This is a genomic window from Seonamhaeicola maritimus (genome assembly GCF_008056315.1).
Classification (GTDB): domain Bacteria; phylum Bacteroidota; class Bacteroidia; order Flavobacteriales; family Flavobacteriaceae; genus Seonamhaeicola; species Seonamhaeicola maritimus.
On sequence record NZ_VRKQ01000010.1, the window covers coordinates 206,786 to 226,151 of the forward strand.

Annotated in this window: 18 protein-coding genes; 6 read left to right on the plus strand and 12 right to left on the minus strand. The window is 31.9% G+C overall.

Going from position 1 to position 19,366, the window contains the following annotated elements:
- Positions 1-79: 79 nt before the first annotated feature.
- The 6 genes from FUA22_RS09025 to FUA22_RS09040 form a co-directional block, all read right to left on the minus strand.
- Positions 80-1,333, minus strand: coding sequence for a hypothetical protein (locus tag FUA22_RS09025; RefSeq protein ID WP_147767640.1), 1,254 nt, complete (start codon positions 1,331-1,333; stop codon positions 80-82).
- 202 nt (positions 1,334-1,535) lie between these two features.
- A complete protein-coding gene (locus FUA22_RS09030) occupies positions 1,536-1,859 on the minus strand; it encodes a hypothetical protein (RefSeq protein ID WP_147767641.1) in 324 nt (107 codons plus the stop codon).
- Between the two features lie 175 nt (positions 1,860-2,034).
- The gene (locus FUA22_RS09035) at positions 2,035-2,538 is read right to left on the minus strand and encodes a hypothetical protein (RefSeq protein ID WP_147767642.1); all 504 of its coding nucleotides are present in this window, start codon (positions 2,536-2,538) and stop codon (positions 2,035-2,037) included.
- A 135-nt stretch (positions 2,539-2,673) separates the two neighbouring features.
- Complete coding sequence (locus tag FUA22_RS18425) at positions 2,674-3,354, minus strand: hypothetical protein (protein WP_170309885.1); 681 nt, start codon at positions 3,352-3,354, stop codon at positions 2,674-2,676.
- A gap of 853 nt (positions 3,355-4,207) precedes the next feature.
- A complete protein-coding gene (locus FUA22_RS18430) occupies positions 4,208-4,366 on the minus strand; it encodes a hypothetical protein (RefSeq protein WP_170309886.1) in 159 nt (52 codons plus the stop codon).
- 789 nt (positions 4,367-5,155) lie between these two features.
- On the minus strand, positions 5,156-6,076 hold the full coding sequence (locus FUA22_RS09040) for a tyrosine-type recombinase/integrase (RefSeq protein WP_147767643.1): 921 nt from the start codon (positions 6,074-6,076) through the stop codon (positions 5,156-5,158).
- A gap of 88 nt (positions 6,077-6,164) precedes the next feature.
- Here FUA22_RS09040 and FUA22_RS09045 point away from each other — a divergent pair, with 88 nt between their 5' ends.
- Positions 6,165-6,563, plus strand: coding sequence for a hypothetical protein (locus FUA22_RS09045; RefSeq protein ID WP_147767644.1), 399 nt, complete (start codon positions 6,165-6,167; stop codon positions 6,561-6,563).
- Positions 6,564-7,453: 890 nt separating this feature from the next.
- Here FUA22_RS09045 and FUA22_RS09050 read toward each other — a convergent pair.
- The gene (locus FUA22_RS09050; RefSeq protein WP_206667097.1) at positions 7,454-8,860 is read right to left on the minus strand and encodes a site-specific integrase; all 1,407 of its coding nucleotides are present in this window, start codon (positions 8,858-8,860) and stop codon (positions 7,454-7,456) included.
- A 215-nt stretch (positions 8,861-9,075) separates the two neighbouring features.
- Between FUA22_RS09050 and FUA22_RS09055 the strand changes: the two genes are divergently transcribed.
- From FUA22_RS09055 to FUA22_RS09075, 5 genes are all read left to right on the plus strand, one after another.
- Complete coding sequence (locus FUA22_RS09055; protein ID WP_147767646.1) at positions 9,076-9,624, plus strand: hypothetical protein; 549 nt, start codon at positions 9,076-9,078, stop codon at positions 9,622-9,624.
- Between the two features lie 178 nt (positions 9,625-9,802).
- Positions 9,803-10,348, plus strand: a complete 546-nt coding sequence (locus FUA22_RS09060; protein ID WP_147767647.1) for a M41 family metallopeptidase — start codon at positions 9,803-9,805, stop codon at positions 10,346-10,348.
- Positions 10,349-10,431: 83 nt separating this feature from the next.
- Positions 10,432-11,235 carry a DUF5131 family protein gene (locus FUA22_RS09065; protein WP_147767648.1) on the plus strand — a complete coding sequence of 268 codons (804 nt, stop codon included), beginning with the start codon at positions 10,432-10,434 and terminating at the stop codon, positions 11,233-11,235.
- A gap of 796 nt (positions 11,236-12,031) precedes the next feature.
- Positions 12,032-14,632 (plus strand): hypothetical protein, encoded by a 2,601-nt coding sequence (locus FUA22_RS09070; RefSeq protein ID WP_147767649.1) that lies wholly within the window; start codon positions 12,032-12,034, stop codon positions 14,630-14,632.
- Positions 14,633-14,756: 124 nt separating this feature from the next.
- Positions 14,757-15,125 carry an MmcQ/YjbR family DNA-binding protein gene (locus FUA22_RS09075; protein ID WP_147767650.1) on the plus strand — a complete coding sequence of 123 codons (369 nt, stop codon included), beginning with the start codon at positions 14,757-14,759 and terminating at the stop codon, positions 15,123-15,125.
- Positions 15,126-15,609: 484 nt separating this feature from the next.
- Here the strand turns inward: FUA22_RS09075 and FUA22_RS09085 are convergent, their stop codons facing one another.
- Genes FUA22_RS09085 through FUA22_RS09105 form a run of 5 tightly spaced genes read right to left on the minus strand, consistent with a single transcriptional unit; the run spans position 15,610 to position 19,345 of the window.
- Positions 15,610-16,218 (minus strand): DUF4230 domain-containing protein, encoded by a 609-nt coding sequence (locus FUA22_RS09085; protein WP_147767651.1) that lies wholly within the window; start codon positions 16,216-16,218, stop codon positions 15,610-15,612.
- 1 nt (position 16,219) lies between these two features.
- A complete protein-coding gene (locus FUA22_RS09090; RefSeq protein ID WP_147767652.1) occupies positions 16,220-16,969 on the minus strand; it encodes a cyclase family protein in 750 nt (249 codons plus the stop codon).
- Between the two features lie 12 nt (positions 16,970-16,981).
- Entirely contained in the window at positions 16,982-18,136 is a 1,155-nt protein-coding gene (hemW, locus tag FUA22_RS09095) for a radical SAM family heme chaperone HemW (RefSeq protein ID WP_147767653.1), read from the minus strand.
- 18 nt (positions 18,137-18,154) lie between these two features.
- The gene (ruvC, locus tag FUA22_RS09100) at positions 18,155-18,706 is read right to left on the minus strand and encodes a crossover junction endodeoxyribonuclease RuvC (protein WP_147767654.1); all 552 of its coding nucleotides are present in this window, start codon (positions 18,704-18,706) and stop codon (positions 18,155-18,157) included.
- Positions 18,707-19,345, minus strand: a complete 639-nt coding sequence (locus FUA22_RS09105) for an outer membrane beta-barrel protein (protein WP_147767655.1) — start codon at positions 19,343-19,345, stop codon at positions 18,707-18,709. It abuts the gene before it with no gap.
- Positions 19,346-19,366 lie beyond the last annotated feature (21 nt).

Sequence of the window (19,366 nt, forward strand, 5' to 3'; positions counted from 1 at the left end):
TGAATATGCGGAGTGCGGGATTTCAACGCTCCAACCTATCAAGCCGATACGATTTTTAATAAATGTACAAAAGTTTAAATTACCTACTTTGCCCCGCATTACGTATATTTTTTGTTGGTGGTAGTTTTATTTCATAAAAACCTATCCAAGGTAAATCTTCTGTCCATTCACTTGGAGTTTCATAGCATTCTCCTAATTCATTCCATTTCCAATAATAATGATTACTTGGAGCCATGCTATCACCTCCATCTAAAACTTCATCCCTTACATAATGAATAGTTCCAATTTGTCCATTTTCTAAGTATTCAATATAGAAAGAATGGCTTAGGTTCCAGTTTGATATTGTGTCATTTAAAGACCAATGGATAATTCTCTTTACGAGCTTTCCACTTTCATTATATTCAAGTCTTCCATTACTTATTTCCTTCTCTTTTATAATACCAGTGTTATACCAACTAAAAATAGTATCCATTGTATACAAATACTTTTTTACACCATTTTCATAATACTCTTCATGGTAGAAAACATCAGTTATAGTTCTTTCAATAAGATGTCTTGTACTTGTATCCTTCTCTATATGACTCTTTTCTTTATACCTTTTCTTCAATTGATGATTGTCATATAAAGCAAAGCCCTCCTTATAAGCCGTGTCTCCAATGCTATATTTATAGTCCCAAGCTTGTAATTGTCCATCATCAAACCATCTTTCTGTGGAGTCGTTTCTATTATAATAGGCTAAAGCTCCAGATTCATAAAATTCTTTTGTCCATGTTGGATAGGAGCGATAATAAAGGACTTGGTCAGGGAAATGATACAAATATTTTATTTCTCCACTTTCGTAAAATTTCATCCAAATACCTTCTTGAAAACCATATTTATTAGTCTTATTAATCTCCTGACCGTTATAAATTTCAAATGTCGGTTCTTTTACTTGATAGTGTTCATTTGAAAATTCAATCCTTTTACCGTTAAAATATGTTTCGTAATTAAGCTGAGCAAGTCCATAAATTTCATAGCTGATAGAAAAACAACAATTGCATTCACAATAATCGCCTTCATATTCAGTATATGGGAGTAAATTCAGTCTATTATTCTCAAATTCCAAAGAAGGATTCAATTCAACACAACAATTCTCAGAAAAGTTCACTGTAATAATTGTAACATTATCAATTGTTTCTATGCCTGTTATTCTATTTTTTATTCTGTATGGGTCAAAAGTATTATCACAATCTGCCGCACGCCAATTTTTAAGTATTACATTACAGTCGTCTTTAATTTGTGAAAATGAACTTTGAAATGTAATACAGAATAATCCCAATGTTAGAATTTTCAATATTTTCTGGTTTTTTATTTTCATTTAGTTTCTAATATGCAGATTCGTCCTCCTAAATTACCGCCAACGTTTATGTATAAGGAAAGTTGCGTGTTTGTGTGCGAGGATTTTCCGAAGGAAAATCAGAAGCTAGCAAACGAGCAACTAACTTTGGTTTAGCTAAAACTAGCAATTTTTTTTATACGGTGTTGTGCAACGTATTTTATTTGTTTACTCTTTTCCTTTTTACGTATTTTCCAATGAAAACAATTCCTGATGCTTGAATCAAAGTGTTTAAAAAGAGTAAAATCAGATTATTGATTTTCCAAAATTCAGTATTGTTCTGCAACAGTGGGAATCCGACTTTAAATTGTCCGATTGGAAATCCGACAACGCTATTTATAATTCCATTAAATTCAACCTGTTTATCATTCACGTTGTCTCCCATTGACAGGATACCTAAAACAACAGTCAATATTGATAATCCAATCAAGATGAAAATCATCATTAGTAATACTTGGTAAATTGTTTTTCTTTGACTTTTCAAAATTTATCGTTCGATATTCAGTTCAGATATGTTGCACAACGGTTTTGTGTATGATTTCGTTGCGTGTTTCAGCAACTAATTTAATAAAAAATAGAAGGCATTAATTCAGCGCGAGGATTTTCCGATGAGGAAAATCAGAAGCAATGAATTATACACGGTGTTGTGTGTAGTGTTTTTAATCATTCGGTTCGTTCAATTTATAAATATCGTTGCAAATTATATCTACGCAACAAATTCCGATGAGAATATTGGCGTAATTCTCATTTTTTATGTCAATTCGTTTTCTTTTTATTCGACCAATGAACTTACTATTTAAATAAACCATTTTTCCAAATCCGTTACTCACAATTTTGACTTCCGAATTTTCAGATTTATAAAATGATTTATTTGAAAATCCAATAAATTTAATCGGATTATGTGATTTCCAATTTATATTTTTTTCAGAGTCTTTTATTTCAAAATCGTAATTTTTATTTCCTTTCAAATCGATTGCACAATTTGTTCGTTTAATACTGAACTCCTTGTCTTTGATATTCTGTTTGGTAATTTCCAAATATGTTAATTCATTCGATAAAGCACTTCTAAATTCAATCCGCTTTAAATTTCTTAAAATGAAATTGTCGTAAATGAATTTACCTTTAAAATGGATTAAATCTTTTAGTTCAATGAATTTAGACATAAGGTTTGGTTACATTACACACAACGTTGTTGTATAAGGAAAGTTGCGTGTTTGTGTGCGAGGATTTTCCGAAGGAAAATCAGAAGCAAGCAAACGAGCAACTAACTTTGGTTTAGCTAAAACTATCAATTTTTTTTATACGGTGTTAGGCAACGTTTTTATTTTTTTGTCAGTCATTGTTGCTGTTTTAGACATTCCATTTATAATTTCGAATGTCATAACCAAAGCAATTGATGAGTCCAAAGCCATTTTAGTTTCTATAAGTATTTTTCCTATTGCATTAATCGCTATCTGTAATGTCTTTTCGTTATTTTCAATATTTATATTATTATCAATGAATTTTCTTGTTTCATATCCAACTCGTAATGGCAATAAGAATGGTTTGTTATCTTCTGGAATTGATAAATTTAGATTTCCCCATTCCGTTTTTCCAACATTCTTCGCGTAATTTTCAAAAATTCCAGTTAGAGAAGGAAAAGAACTATTGTCAAAATGAGAATTAATTTTACTTTTAATTCTAGCAAAAACACATTCTTCAGGCAATTCAGTCCATTTTTCTACAGCGATTTCTCCAACAAGTAATTCATTAATTTTCTCGGAAAAAACTGCTGAACCAGGTTCGAATTCGTGTTCGTTAATTGAAAATTCATTCGTAACTTCAATACATCTTTCTGCAACAATTGTAGAAATCAAACATATCGCATCTTCTACTCGAACCCCTTTTTTAGATTGAATACTGTTGTAAACAAAATTCACTAATTTTTCTGTCAGTTTTTCGTCAGTTGTTTTTAAACTTAAAAAATCAAAAAATCCCATATTCTATTCAGATGTTGATTGGTTTGTCAAATGTTGCCTAACGGTTTGTATAAGATTTCGTTGCGTGAATTTAGCGAAAACCTTTACAAGTACAAAACCAAACTGAAAATCCGCAGGATTTTCGGTAGTAAACCGAAAGAAGCAATGAATTTTATACGTTGTTGCCAACTGTACTTTTCATTGAAGAACAAACGTTCATTGACATACTGAAACCTTTATTTTTTTCCGAGGGAAGGCAAAGTTGCTGACGGTCGGAAGCAAAAAGTTTGAGAAATATTAAATTAATAAGCTGTTTTATTAAGAATCGGTTGAAAATTTCTATAAAATACCTGATATCGATTGATATATCGCAATTTTAACAACGATTTAGCGTTAAAATAGATGGAAATTGTTTAATTTGTATCAACAAAAAAACGCCAGTACTACGAATACTGACGTTTGATTGATTGCATTATCTTAGTCTTACACGTCTAGTAATGCGAATCGTCCGAGTGATTCTTACCGTCCTTGACGGAATACGAATCGTTCTACGAGTGGTTCTCATAAGTTCTTTGTTTTAAGGGTTAAACAATTGACGGATACGGACTTTCCGCATCCCGATGGTTTTAATTAGGTGTTGACCTGTAATGAGGTCCAACCTTTTTACCATTCCGTTTGTACGGGGCGACATACACTTTTTTCTTGCCCTTGCCTGTTTTGGCCATAATAATGGAATTTTTGTTAAACATTTTTCTTAAATCAAAGCCGTAAGAACTCTCAGCTCAAACCCTTGTTACCGCAAGGGTTTTATTTTTATTTCAATCGTTTCTTTTTAGTTTAAAGGGCGCTATTTCTAGCACCCTTGGTTTTTTACCTACATCCTGATAATATCAGGTGATTTAGCAACCTTCAACAAAATAGTTTCAACCATATTTGAAAAATTACGGTTTTCTTCTTCTGCTAAAGCTTCAATCTTTGCAATAACACTAGGGTTTAACCTAATTGTTTTCGCTTTTGTGCTTTGTGTACTCATAGATTGCTTTTATTAAGGTTATTAATAGCAGTTTAAATTTAGGAAAGAAGTTTTTAGAAACAAATAGAAACACATAAACGTTTTCAACAAGTTTTTAACATTCAGATTATTAGTCCGCAAACAAGCTAAAAAAAGCGTCGAAAAAAAATAAAGACAATTCAGTAAGTCAGTTTAATGAGTAAGAGTACAGTTGTATTGTTGGCAACGTTTTGTGCATGGAATGTAGCGGTTAAATAAGCCTTATTTCCATGCTTGGTATTTACCTTAAAAATATGACAATAAGTTTAATTTAAGCTTATTAATAGCTATTTTTTATGCACGGTGTTGTGTTTAGTAATTTGGAAATTTCCTCGGGAAATATCCAGAATTACGTAGGAAGACCTGACGCTACATAGTAACTTCCTGTCTGATGGTCATGGTTCTAAAATTATGCGCTATATCAAGCCTGATATGGTTCGTTATTTTATAAGCAAGCTAGCACTTTTGTTATTGAAAATCACATCAGTGCTATCAAATCAAAAGCATGAGAAGTACTTGACTTTGTCAAAAATTTCTGCTACCTTTTACAAGCTTTAATGCGAATCAAAATTCGTATTTGAGAGTAAAACTCTCATCCGATTTCAATCGAAAGCTTGGTCGGTAATAGTATTATTCCACAGTGAAGTATTCCATTATCATTTTATAACACTGACCTTAGTCAATAAATAGCGATAGTTGCAATGAACAAGGGGAGTTCCAGAAGTCTGGGATTATTAAATACAACTATTTAATAAACGTATTTTATTGCGTTTATTTCCTATTTGTAAAGGTATCAAATTTCCCAATCTTTTCGAAAGGACTTTCAATATTTATCAGATTAGTAGTACTTACATGAGTGTAGATTTCTGTAGTCTTAGAACTACCATGACCTAAAAGCTTTTGAATATATCTTAAATTGGTTCCAGCATCCAATAAATGCGTTGCAAATGAGTGTCTTAACGTATGAACCGTGGCTGGTACATTAACCCCAGCTTTCTTTCTGGAACGATTAAATACCTGTCTGATACTAGATACGCTATATTTCCCACCGCTGGGACTCTCAAATAACCACTGCTTTGGTTTATATACTTTGTAATAAGCTCTTAGCTGTTCTAATAAGCTGGGAGATAATAAGGTTATTCTATCCTTCTTTCCTTTAGCATTTCTGACCCATACACGCATATTGGAAGAATCAATATCTTCTATCTTTAGATTGATGCACTCTGATATACGCAGTCCACATCCGTAGATAACTGAAAGTATTGTTTTATGCTTTATGTTTCTGGTAGCATCCAATATTAAAGAAACCTCTTCTAAGGATAATACTTTAGGTAAGGTTTTTGCCTTTCTTGGTCTACAGAAATCATAAGTTACTTTTGGAAGATTTAGCACTTTCTCTATATAGAATTTAATAGCGTTTATGCTCTGATTTTGATAAGATGACGATACACTCCGTTTGGTCACTAATTCTTTATGATAATGCATTATATGAGCTGTGGTGACCTGATGGAGCGGCATTGGGTGTATATATCCCAGAAACTGTTTAAACATGTGTAGATAGGTCTTAATGGTGTTCTGGCTGTATTTCTTTAATGTTAACTTTTGGAGCATTAAATCCATTGCTAATTGGTAATCTGACTTAGTGCCAATAATATTAATTTCAGGTTTGATTAAAGTATTTGTAGCTCTCATAACCTAAAAGTGCGGTATAATAATTTAAAAACCGTATTTTTAAACGTTTATATACGTATATAGACGTCTAAAAAGAAGTATTATGCAAATGAAATTTTGTTTATCCTGTAACAAGGAGCTAGTTGGTAGAACTGATAAAAAATTCTGTGACGCTCAATGTAGAAGTACGCATCATAACAAGAATAGACCATTGCATGAAATAACCATTCAAAAAATCAATAGTACACTAAGAAGGAATAGAAGCTTATTAGCTCATTTCAGTCCTAGTGGAAAGACCACAGTGGAAAGAGAGATACTATTTAAATCAGGTTATAACTTCGATGTGTTTACCCATATTTACACATTTAAAAGTGGAACATATTACTTCTGCTATGATTATGGTTTTCTCCCAGTGAAAGATGATAATGGCGTAGAAAAAATGTTAATAGTTCAAAAACAAGACTATATGGAGAACTTGGTTTTTAATCCATGGAGTACTAGCAATTAATTTCAAGTATTGTTTTATTAGGTTGATAATTATAACTACTGAAAAAATTAAAATGGTGGTGGGTTTTGGTGGTGGGTTTTTGCATTAAAATGTAGACATTTGCATAGTTTTGCAGTCAAATGCATTTTTAGTAAAAAGAAGCTAAAGGCTTGTAAATACTATAAACGCTGAGAAAGGGGCATTAGCTCAGTTGGCTAGAGCGTTTGGCTGGCAGCCAAAGATGGAGTGATTCTTAAACTCTCACAACCCTTATTCAGAAAGAGATAATCTTTTTGGTCTTACAGTAATTCCAAGCGGTTCTAAAAGTTTTAGTTCTGGTGTATTTAGCAATTTGAATAATAGAGGATTATTATGGATTAACGGCACACCCTATGACACTGCCTATTATAGAGTAATAAATACTGATAGTGAACTACAACATAGCTATGGGTCAAAAAATAATGGATTATGTATTCGTTGCATAAAAGATTAAAATCTTTAAATGTTTTAACAACTATCGAATTTATTTTTTACAATATTCTCTTTATGTTTAATTCCAAGTGAGTAGTAGTTGTTGGTGGTAATTTTCTGTTTCTTGCAAGTAATGTTCCGATTATAAAACCAAAAATGATTGCAATTATTGGTGTTAGGTATATTCCTTAAAGAATAAAGCCTTGTGCTTAAAAAAAAAACAAAAAAGCAATGCAAACAAGAGAACATTTACTTGAATATTGTAAATTGGATACTTATGCGATGGTAAAGATTTATAAAGTATTGAAATCTGAATTAGAATAAATAGGTAGAAAATTGACTTAGTTTACTACCCTTTATTTTATTCAAAAAACTTCCTTTGTTATATAACAAACTAAACAACAATGCTTAAACCCCTATTCAAAGAGTTTGAATTTCATTTACTTATTATATAAAATATGGTCATGAACGGACTCAAACTCTTTCATTATTTGTCCATCGTTGCCCTTTTGCTCATCTATTTCTAAGAATTTAAACAGCTCAAGAGTTGTACGGAAATTTAATCGTTTTTTTAATAACCTAAGAGTAGGTCTGTGTATTCCTTTTAGTTCGATAATTCGTCTACCATACATGATTAGAGTTGATTCTAAGGCAAATTTATCAGTATGTTGAAAGTCCAACCCATTCAACGCCTTTTTCAACTCCCTATTTAGACTATTCCTCACAAGTCGGTTTCCTCTGTTGGTTATGAAAACTGGCAACTCAAGATTTGGGGTTTGTTGTTGAAAACTTAGGGAATCTTCACCTGAAATCTTAACACCATTGAATCCAAAGTATTTCATTGCATTTTCAAAATAAAAGAGGATTTTTTTTAATACCGAGTAGTGAAATAGCAATTCTTTCTTATTGAATGTAATAGTTTTTTTGAGTTTTATTTCAAAAGTATCTTGGTTGATATCAAAAAGGTCAGACCACCGTAAATTGAGCAATGTTGATAATCGTATTCCGTTGGTAAGACTTATAAGCAATAGAATAACAATTCCCTGAGTAACTATATTGTATTTATATATCTTAACTCCATTTAGGAATTCATAAAACACTTGAAAATGTTGGAATGTATAGAATTCATTGGTTGTTGGATTCTGAGAAAGAAAATGCTTATCATCATCCAGAAAACTACTTGGTTCTCCAAAGAGATATGCATATCGACCATCTTCAATCAGGGAAATATTGGAAATGCTTTCGTGGATATCATCCTTAGATTTAAATCCCAAAAAATTAAATAATTGTTGATTGTTTTCAAGCTTAAACAACCATTTCAAATAGGTGTTAATCTTATTGGTGCTTCCACAAACTTCCATAACCCTTCTTCCAAACAAAATCTGAAGGAGTTGTTCATTCTTATAATTTACCACGACATCTTTTTTTATTCCATTAATCCATTTAATACCCAATGTAATATTGATTCTTAGAAGTAGAGTTTCAATTGTTAGACTTTCTTGATAGCAATCAATTATTCTAGTTTGCAGCTGTGGTTGATTTAAATAATTATAAAAAATTGCCAGTTGATTGTGAAGCTTTGCATTGATTGGAAATTCATAATGTCTTTCTATACGATATTTTTTATTAATCTTAGGTCGATTTCTGCTATCTACGGCTAGTATATCACTCCATTTCAGATTAACAATTTCAATTAGTGTTAATCCAGAAGTCATTCCAATAATTGTTATAAGACGAGTTAATACATTTTCTGGGAAATTTTTACTTGATGGGTTATCCGCCAATAGATTTGATAATATCTGATTGTAATTCAGTGAATTTATTATCAATTGCGTCATTTTATACATAAAACATATTTTATTTACTATCTATATTAAGTATAATATCAATATTATCAACAAATATAGGGTTTTATTACTTGCGCCATATATGTCATAATATATATTTCCCTGTTTTTTATGATATTTCAGTAGTATATTTGTAGTGAATTTAACTTGCAAGTGATTCAAATGCAGATTATTAACGGACCGAAAACAAATGGTCCAATTTAAATTAAAATATTATGATAAAATTTATAAACGGAAAATATAAATATGGCAATAACGATGGAATATCATATTCCATTTATGATGAAATACTGTTGGATGGCTGGACAGATGACGAACTCACCGAGGATTGTTGGATACTAGAAATCCCCAAAGATATATCAAAGATTCATTTATTCAATGCAAGGATTGAGGGTATAGAAATAATACCAAGAGACTATGATGACCACGATGAAAACCGTAAAATATTTTGGGAATCTTTTGAGACCTATGTATTTGGAAGTCTTAAAAAAGCATTGATTTTTATAAAAAATTATGATGGAGATTTCAAAACTGAGATTGAAGAATTTTATGAAAGTATAGAGGAATCTCCATCAGAAAAAGAAATCTCAAAAATGATTTCTAAACCGAAATCACAATATAAAACTGTGTACGAATGGAAAGAAGCGGCACCAGAATATTTTGAAGCTGCGGTTCAAAATGGTTGGTTAAATAAAGTATGTGATGAAATTGGATGGGAATATTATGATGAAGAAAAAGATATAATCTTTTTAAATAGAAATTGAGGTTTGTTTAATGGATAAATATAGACTAGCAATCCAAGAACAAAGACTGAGTAGATTAAATTAAACAAAAGTCCTTCATTTCTGAAGGCAAAATAATAAGCATCTGTTATTCAATTAATTAACAATTCAGCGAAAGACTGGGGGTGGATAACTATGCGGTAATAAAAAAAATAAAATTATGAGAAACGAATTAAAAAACACGGCATATCACGAAGCGGGTCACGCTTTAATATATTATTTATTGGGAAGAAACATAATATTCATTAACGCAAATGAAGATGGCACTGGAATTTGTAAAGTCAATCCATCCTTTAAACCTAGATATTATACATCCAATAGTTTGGATGAGCATGAAGCAGAAATGCTTGAATGGGGAATGATATGCTTAAGCGGTTATGCTTCAGAAATCAAAATGATGGGCAAAAAGCACGACATAAGAGGTCTATTTGAGGATTTCTATTTGGAAGAAGAAGAAGAACCAGAATCAGATTCGGAATGCTTGATTTATGAAATGGAAGAAATCAATAAAATAATTGGTAAGAAACATTTTGATATTGAATTCATTATAAAAGCTTGGGATAAAACAAATGAAATAATAAATAAGCCCGATGCTTGGGATGCTATTATAATGCTTTCTAATAAAATCTTGGATTCCGAGAACAACTTCCTATGGGGACCAGAAGTAGAAGAAATATTTAATAAATATGATAAACTTCATTTATAAAAGTCATCCATAAACATAAATATGGGAGTGTTGGTCCGAATCCTACTAAATAATAAAATGGACATTAATAAAAACTAAATATTATGAGTAAAGACAGTAAAATTGAATGGACACGCCATACGGCAAATTTATGGTGGGGGTGTACAAAAGTACATTCAGGATGCGACAATTGTTACGCATTAGCAATGGCAAGAAGATATGGTAATAACATTTGGGGAATTGATAAACCCCGAAGAATGATTAAAGATGTTTGGGGGAAACTTAAAACATATCAAAAGGAAGCCATGAAGGCGGGTGAAATCCACAAGGTGTTTGTGGGTTCCATGCAAGACATCTTTGAAAAACCAATGCCTCTGGTTGACCATAAGGGCAATCCCTATCACGAAGATACCCATGAGTTTTGGAATACGGGTCAGTTGAGAGACAAATTCTTCAATGAGGTGGTTCCCAACTCGCCAAACCTATTATTCCTATTGTTGACCAAGAGACCATCAAACATCAACAAATACATTCCTGAAAGTTGGAAAGAGAACCCACCAAAGAATGTCATGTTTGGAACGTCACCAGTGGACCAAAAAACTGCTGGAAATCTAATTGTTCAACTATCGAAGGTCAATGGCAAGAGGTTTCTTTCAGTTGAACCTCAACTTGAACAAATTAATTTGATGGCTAAAGCTAATGATGGAACTGATAGGGTGTTGTTGGATTTGGTTGATTGGGTAATAAATGGTGGCGAAAGTGGTCATAACAGAAGACCATTTGATTGTGATTGGGCAAGATTGATTAGAGAAGATTGTAAAGTGAAGAATGTTCCATTTTTCTTTAAACAAATTGATAAAATTCTAAGTATACCTGAGGATTTAATGATTAGAGAATTTCCAGCGTGATTTCTTTGCAAAATTCCATGGTAATCACGTCCCTTCCAATTAGTATTTTACTATAACAATTAACCTATTTGGAGGGACCTAATTTAAAACTAAAGAATCCAGTAATAGTAGGGTGCTCCACGGGATTTTGCAATATTTCAACCTTAAAAACTGAGTGGGATAACCCACATCGTTTTGGAAGGTTTTTCCACCCGAATATTTAGACTGTAACACCTCTAATGAAACTAAATTTAAAATAAGTAATCATCAAGGCTAACATTACTTGTTTTCTACATATTTATATATATAACATAAATATTAAAGCATAAAACTATGAAAAATGAAAAACACAAAAACAACAAATCATGGGGTCTGAAAACCAACCTCGACAAACTACCATTGGTTGAACGAAGGGACAGCTTGATTCTATTGTATTTCCTAAACGAATACCAAGAGCAACACAGAGCTTTTGATAAGCTTAAAGCTATTTGGGTCAACAATCTTTATAAGCTACCTAAGACCTCTGCAAAGAGCTACAATAGCATCAAGAATGGTCGTCATAAGGTCCTATCAAGGATGAAAAGAATTCATGATAAGTATATGGTTAAGCTGAAACCTTAAATCAGCATATAATAAAATGGTGGTAATCAAAATAAATATGATACCACCATCCAATGACCCTAAGGGGTCATCAATAAAACTTCTTGTTTTTAAATCGGAATGTACAGCAATCCAAACAAGATTAAAGAGTGTCAACTCTATTATATAAATATCAAATTATATAGTAAAAAGCACTCATTTTAATAATTAATTTAAAATGAAAACTAATAAAAATCAAACATTAACATTTAATGGTAAGTATGTAAACGGAAAAGCTAAAGATGTATTAAAAGACTTTAGCAAAAACACCCATGTCACAAAGGGTACAACAGGACTTGGAGGAACGCATTCGGTACTGAATAAAACAGATGAATGTATCATAATCATTTCACCCAATATTGGAATGATAAAAAGCAAGGAGAATTTAGGTAAATCATATGATAGTGATAAACAACTATTCATATATAGCAAATCCAATGATACTTGGAAAGATGTTGAAACCTATCTAGACAATATCTTACCCCGCAATCAGAATCTTATAATCAATACAACAGCGGAGCAAGTACTCAAGATTAAATCCATGAATTCTGGTTTATATAATCAATTAACCCCAATGCATGTGTTTGTAGATGAGATTCATGCATTTACTCAGGACAGCTCATACAGGAAGTCTTTGGGTGAATTCATGGAACTGGTAATTAACCAATGGCAAGGTAACTTCAAGGTATCAACAGCAACGCCTATCTATTATAACTTGGATATGCCTGAGAATATGAATATCCAGCACTATAGATTGGAAAGGGAAAACCAACCTATCAGACCAGTAATGGTTAGCCCCAAGTTACAACACTATAAAGAGTTTGTATATCGTGAACAAAGACTTGGCAGAAAGGTAGTTGTATTTTCAAATAACATAGATGTTCACAAGGACTTCAGGGACCTAAGAGTTGCCAATCTTGTCGGCAACAACCTAATGATTAAACTACTCCCCTTTGGACGAGGAATCTCATCAGAGAACTTGGATTATGACCTGTATGATGTATTTATTCTATCATCAAGCTACTTCGCTGGGTTCGACTTTGAACATGACTGCAGCATTTGTGTTGTTAGCGAACAACGCAACGAGGCATATAAGATAAACATATTGAATTTTGTCCAAGCCTATGGGAGATGCAGACATGAGGTTCATAATGCATTATATATAAACACCACTGCTAAAAAGGATAGAAATTTCAATGAGATTCACTACCCAAAGACCCAATATGAGGTTGATAATATTGCAACTCAATACAAAGATACATTGAAGAAATATCAATCCAAGGTTAATGGCAACTACTACTTTGGGAGTGATATAAACAAAGAGCTAATAACACAAGACAATTACATAAACAGACTCATGCTATTGACCAAACCTCTAGGATTAATCAATGACTACCATCAATATAACCAACCTATATTTAACCAGACCCTCAGGTCTTATGGATTTGAAGTTCTTGAATATGAATCCACCAATGAAAAATACACAACTCTTCGTAGCGTCAACTTCAAAGAGCGTCTACAAAATATTGCAGAACTTCCAACTCTTGACCTTCACAACAGCTTCAAAGACATCTTAAAGGGTCTTAAATACAAGGATGAAGGTTCCTTTACTTATGATTTAGCACTAGTTTATCTTACTGTATTATTGCTAAAGTTATCCGATGCTGAAGTAATATTGGATAAACTTCAGAATAAAACCCTCAAGCCAAATGAGTTCTATCATACCGTTGATTTATATCTGAGGTCCAATGTGGATACCAGTTATTATTTCAATCAACTATCCCAAAATCAGGCTGATTATGGAAATGCCAACTATATGGATGCAAATGCCAGTCTTATGCTGAATTGCCTCAAGGACCTAACAGATAATTGGCAGATGCTTTATGCCATTTACAGATTCAAAAAGACTGCATTTCCTGAACATATAGATAGGGTAATAAGCATCTATGAACTGACATATGACATCAAGCTTCATAAATCATTATTAGAAGATACTGACCATAGGAATAACAGGGCTTGTAATGCTATTTTTAAAGCCCTGAAGAGTCTAAATATTACACCTGATAGCAATGAAAGGAATTGGATAAAAGAACGTTCTAAGAAGCTCTTTAAAGACCTAAAAGCTGGTAAGGATATATATAGTTATTCCAGAAAATCCATAGTGAACAACCTAATAGAATCCATAGGTTTTCTAATAGCAGAAGGGAAAGGTAATCATAGACCCAAAGATATAAAAAACAGAGAATATTATCCTCTTATTAGATTGCCAAGAGAGTTGAGAAGCCTAATACCAATAAAATACCTCATCATTGATTTAGATTCAGCAAATGCACAGATTGTGGATAGCTTGATTGGAAGCGACATTAGTTTGAATATTTATGATAATCTAATGACCGCATTTGAGATTACACGAGATGAGGCAAAACAACTCTACAATAAAATGCTCAATAGACATTATAGCAAACGTCTGGATGCCATTGAATTCTACAGGAATTGTGGATATACCAATGAGCAATCTATAAGGTTAGCAAGGCTAACTTCAAGGGTTAAAAAAGGAGAGTTTTACCAAAGATTAACGGAGAATGAAAAGGTTTTGGTGAAAAATTATGCAGATATTCTAGTTCCCACATGTCATAGATTTCATGATGCTGTGGTTGTTAAGATGGAATCGGTTGAATGCACACATTTAGGATTGCCATTAAAAGTAAAGGGATATAGCTATCACATAAATTTATTTAATGATGGAAGTGAATATTACGGGATTGTTTATTCCGATTAAGAAAGACTAGGTTTTATTTTGACCTAGTTTTTAGATAGTGGTTAGGACGGGGGTATATTAATAAATATTTTAGAGCTAAGGATTTATTGAAATATCTAATACATATTTTAATTATATTTAATTAATGGATATAGAATTACTGAGAGAATATTGTCTAAAAAAACCATCAACAACCGAAGAATTTCCCTTCGATGAAAACACACTTGTATTTAAGGTCTTAAATAAAATGTTTGTAATAGCCCCATTAAACAAATGGGAAAAAGGAGAGGCATCGATTACTCTAAAATGCAACCCTGATTATACCATTGAATTACGAGAACAATATGAAAGTGTGTTTCCTGGACCTTATGTAAGCAACAAGCATTGGAATACAATTGCTATATATAGAAGGGAATTGCACCCAAAATTTATTTTAAAACTTATTGACCATAGTTACGAAATGGTAGTAAAAGGAATGACTAAAAAAATGCGAGAAAGTTTGAATTCCGAATAAATTCACTCAAATAAACGACTTACATCATTGATTTTCAATTAATTAATTCGCCCTATTAATTACTTTAAATACCAGGGTGTTTTCATCAAAAGGAAATTCATCTGTTGATGCTTTTTTACTCAAACAATAATTACGGATTTGTTCTATGTTCATAAGGCTCTAATTATTATCCAAATGACAATTATAAAATTTAAATATATTCCAAAAATATTTATTGAATGTTTTATTTGAATAAAGCTAGAAAAATGAATTACTATCCGATCAACAAAATACCACAGTATTCCTAAAAACATAAAAAAAAGAGCTAAAACAAAACCTGGTGGAGGCGTATGGCTATCAATTAAACCAACAACAGTAATTAAATAGATTGTCAAAATTAACCCAATTACATAGACTACTATCTTTATTCGATCGTAAGCAGATAAATTTTTCATTTTACTAAGTTCTCATAATTAAAATCTTGTCTTCGCAGGAAAAACCACAATTATGAAATTAACTTTTGATCTTTACCATCAATTTTTAACGCAGAATAATCTAATGTCCAACCGATAGTTTCCACTATGACTTCAATCAATTGAATGGTTTCTTTGGCTTCTACTTGCGCAATTTGAATGAGGCCACTTTCTGGAATTTTTTCTTCTATATGGTGTTTTGCTTCCATATGTAAATCTGTTAAATCAGTGGCTTCAAATTTGTTGAATAGTCCGTCCGATTTGTCATAGTAATTCAAATTGGTTTCTATTGATAACACTTCTGGCTTTGGGAAATGCTCTAAAACTATGGTTCTACTTGCAGTATCAGAGCTCAACAGGATTTTAGACAAATCATAACCTACATGTGCTTTGGCATTAATAACCACTAAAGCCTTCTTTTTGCTGGAAATGAGTTTTAAAAACTTTTGCTTAACATCTTCATAATGATAAATTTCAGCAAAATCACCTTCTACAGTAATAAACTTACAGACCTTCTTAATCTTATCTAAAAGAATTACGGACTGCGCATTTGTTAATTGTTTCCTCTTATAAGACTTTAAAAATGTAACAACCCCCAAAGTAACTAAAGCGCCTATTATAATAGCTAAAAATATTTCCATACTACTGAATTATTTTATACAAAATAGGTTTACTAGGAGTGGCATCATTTTCAAAAGGTGCAATCATAAGATTAAGTAAATATTCACCATCTACAATTGAATTGGGTACATATATAAACTCCGTTATGGTAGCATCCATTCTTATTTCACCAGAAGTATTCCAAAATGCATTATGAAAAGCCAATTTTCCTTCATCTTTTTCCTTATCAACCGATGGTAAATCAATTAGTAAATGTTTAATCCCTTTTTCTTTTAAATATTCAGCAGCTTCCTCTAATAAAAAGGGCGGATTAGTATTTGAATATCTCTTACTCTTTTTTTCCAATAAATTAGGAAGTGTTCTAATTACAATGGCATCTCTTTTTTTATTTCTTAAAGCCGTTTTTAACTGTTTGGTAGATATAAAAAAATCGTCTCCTTTCTTTTCTGGTGCAACAGTAACTACTTCGGCAACAAAAAAATAATGTTTTAAATTTTTATTTACAGAATGCACTTCATTAGTTATATGACCCACACATTCGGTATGTGTAATATGTGAATGTGGATTAAAATGAATATTATTAAAATTAACCACGGCCCCCTCTGAAACCTTAATAATCTCACCATCCGAAGCTTCAGGAAAAATCTTAGGGTCATCAACATACCAAGCGTTTACATTTGTTTTTGACATGTCAATGGCGATAGAAATATCGATTGGTTTTGATACATCTATTTGGATTTTTCTTGAATTATATTGTATAGTTGCGATCATACTCAAATATAACTAAATCATGAACAATTCGGAAGCAATACCATCAACTAAAAATTTACCTTTTTGGGTGGTTATTAACTTCTCAGTAGAATTTTGATTATCATTAAATTCATTCGAGGTAAAACAGAGTAAACTTTGCTCAATATATTTTTCTGAAGCCCTTTTTAAATGCTGTAGATATTCTTCACCAAAATCAGTTTTAACCTTGTCAAAAGAAACGCCCCAAATTGTCCGCAACCCGGTCATAATATATTCATTAAACTGATCTTCTTTTGAAAGGACTTCAACAGTATTAGGTAATTCATTGATTTGAATGGCCTTTATATATTTTGAATTATTAGCGATATTCCAACTGCGACAATTACCAGTAAACGAATGGGCCGATGGGCCAATACCCAAATACCATTTCCCTTTCCAATAACTAGTATTGTGTTTTGAAAAATAATCAGGTTTCCCAAAGTTAGATATTTCATACTGAACAAAACCATTTTTTTCTGAGCTTTCAACCAAATGATTAAAATGCTTCAAAGCTAAAGTTTCATCAAGTGGTGGATAGGTTCCTTTTTTAATAAAACTATCTAAAGCTGTTTTGGGTTCTACTGTTAGCGCATAACTTGAAATATGATTTATTCCATAATCAAAAGTTATTTCTAAATTTTGGTTCCATTTTTCTAAAGACATATTTGGAATGCCATAAATTAAATCGATGGTAATATTATCAAAAAGCTGAGTTGCTTCAGATAAACAATTTTTTGCTTCTACAGCATTGTGGACTCTGTTCATCATCCTTAAATCATCATGGTAAAATGATTGAATACCAATGCTTAAACGGTTAACAGGGGAAATTGTTAAGTCCTTTAATCGTTTAGAAGTTAAGTCGTCTGGATTTGCTTCTAAGGTGATTTCAGGATTATCAATAACTTCAAAGGTGTTGTAAATCGATTCAATAATTAACAATATTTCGTCCTTAGACAGTAAAGAAGGTGTGCCACCACCAAAGTAGATGGTCTCGATAGTCTGTCCCTGTAGTTCTCCTTTTCTTAAAGTGACCTCATTAATAAGAGCCTTAATTAACTCATCTTTCTTTTTAAGTGAGGTTGAAAAATGAAAGTCGCAATAATAACAAGCTTGCTTGCAAAAAGGGATATGAATGTAGATTCCTGCCATTAAGTTATAAGCATTCGCCTATTTTTTAACTCTATCTTGATTTTGTTTCACAAATGCATCCCAGCCAGAATAGCTTTTGCCTACTGTCACTTTTCCAGAATTGTAGAAATGACAAACGGCTGCCGCTAATCCATCGGTAGCATCTAAATTTTTAGGCAATGTTTTTAAACCTAAAAGGCTCTGAAGCATTTTTGCAACCTGTTCTTTACTGGCATTCCCATTTCCAGTTATTGCCATTTTAATTTTTTTAGGAAGATATTCCGTTATAGGAATTTCCCTACTCAAACCAGCCGCCATAGCAACTCCTTGTGCCCGTCCAAGTTTCAACATACTTTGCACGTTTTTACCAAAAAAAGGCGCTTCAATAGCAATTTCATCTGGTTTGTGGGTATCAATGAGTTCAATGGTACGTTCAAAAATAAGTTTCAACTTCAAATAATGATCATTGTACTTTTTTAAGTCCAGTTCATTTAATTGAATGAAATGCATTTCCTTTCCTACCACTTTTATAAGTCCGAAACCCATAATAGTTGTTCCGGGGTCAATTCCTAATATAATTGTTTCCTTCATTTATTGATCACAAAAATAACATCCACTAAGTGAAATGGACACACCAAAAGTAATGGTTAATAAATTTCCGTTAAATGACCCATTTCCTTCTGTAATAGGGTCAAATTCTTTTCCAAAACCATTTATATAGGACACATCGGTATATATTGAAAAGGTATCTGAAACCCCATAATGAAATTGCATACCTCCCATTACATTAAAAAACGATTCTTTATTCTGAGTGTAATTCCCTAAAGGCTTAACAGCAGAATAACCAGGGCCTACATGAAAAAAGACACCCGTTCTATAAGGTAAAAAAGTAAAAATATTGTTAGCATCATAAACCAATTGTAGATTGATTCTTGAGTAATTCAATTTAAATGTTGGGTTATTGTCTTCATTAGAAATTCTACTAAAACTATAATCTAACTTCCCTCCAAGTTCAGAGTTAAACATATATTGAAGCCCTAAATCAACTGTTGGAAAGTTAAGACTCTTCCCTTCAAAATTATTGACAAACCCATCTTTAGAAGGACTATTTAATCCTAAGCCAAATTGAGCTTTAATGAGACTTGTTCCTTCCTGAGCATAAAATGAGTTGCTTAACAAAAAAACAGAATAGAAAAAAAGTATTTTGAAATATTTATAATTTGTGATCATAACCTAAATAATGGTTTAATT

Excerpts from the sequence above, each read along its gene's own strand:
- FUA22_RS09035 (WP_147767642.1), bottom strand. The coding sequence starts at position 2,538 with ATGTCTAAATTCATTGAACTAAAAGATTTAATCCATTTTAAAGGTAAA.
- FUA22_RS18425 (WP_170309885.1), bottom strand. The coding sequence starts at position 3,354 with ATGGGATTTTTTGATTTTTTAAGTTTAAAAACAACTGACGAAAAACTG.
- FUA22_RS18430 (WP_170309886.1), bottom strand. The coding sequence starts at position 4,366 with ATGAGTACACAAAGCACAAAAGCGAAAACAATTAGGTTAAACCCTAGT.
- FUA22_RS09040 (WP_147767643.1), bottom strand. The coding sequence starts at position 6,076 with ATGAGAGCTACAAATACTTTAATCAAACCTGAAATTAATATTATTGGC.
- FUA22_RS09045 (WP_147767644.1), top strand. The coding sequence starts at position 6,165 with ATGAAATTTTGTTTATCCTGTAACAAGGAGCTAGTTGGTAGAACTGAT.
- FUA22_RS09050 (WP_206667097.1), bottom strand. The coding sequence starts at position 8,860 with ATGTATAAAATGACGCAATTGATAATAAATTCACTGAATTACAATCAG.
- FUA22_RS09055 (WP_147767646.1), top strand. The coding sequence starts at position 9,076 with ATGATAAAATTTATAAACGGAAAATATAAATATGGCAATAACGATGGA.
- FUA22_RS09060 (WP_147767647.1), top strand. The coding sequence starts at position 9,803 with ATGAGAAACGAATTAAAAAACACGGCATATCACGAAGCGGGTCACGCT.
- FUA22_RS09065 (WP_147767648.1), top strand. The coding sequence starts at position 10,432 with ATGAGTAAAGACAGTAAAATTGAATGGACACGCCATACGGCAAATTTA.
- FUA22_RS09070 (WP_147767649.1), top strand. The coding sequence starts at position 12,032 with ATGAAAACTAATAAAAATCAAACATTAACATTTAATGGTAAGTATGTA.
- FUA22_RS09075 (WP_147767650.1), top strand. The coding sequence starts at position 14,757 with ATGGATATAGAATTACTGAGAGAATATTGTCTAAAAAAACCATCAACA.
- FUA22_RS09085 (WP_147767651.1), bottom strand. The coding sequence starts at position 16,218 with ATGGAAATATTTTTAGCTATTATAATAGGCGCTTTAGTTACTTTGGGG.
- FUA22_RS09090 (WP_147767652.1), bottom strand. The coding sequence starts at position 16,969 with ATGATCGCAACTATACAATATAATTCAAGAAAAATCCAAATAGATGTA.
- hemW (WP_147767653.1), bottom strand. The coding sequence starts at position 18,136 with ATGGCAGGAATCTACATTCATATCCCTTTTTGCAAGCAAGCTTGTTAT.
- ruvC (WP_147767654.1), bottom strand. The coding sequence starts at position 18,706 with ATGAAGGAAACAATTATATTAGGAATTGACCCCGGAACAACTATTATG.
- FUA22_RS09105 (WP_147767655.1), bottom strand. The coding sequence starts at position 19,345 with ATGATCACAAATTATAAATATTTCAAAATACTTTTTTTCTATTCTGTT.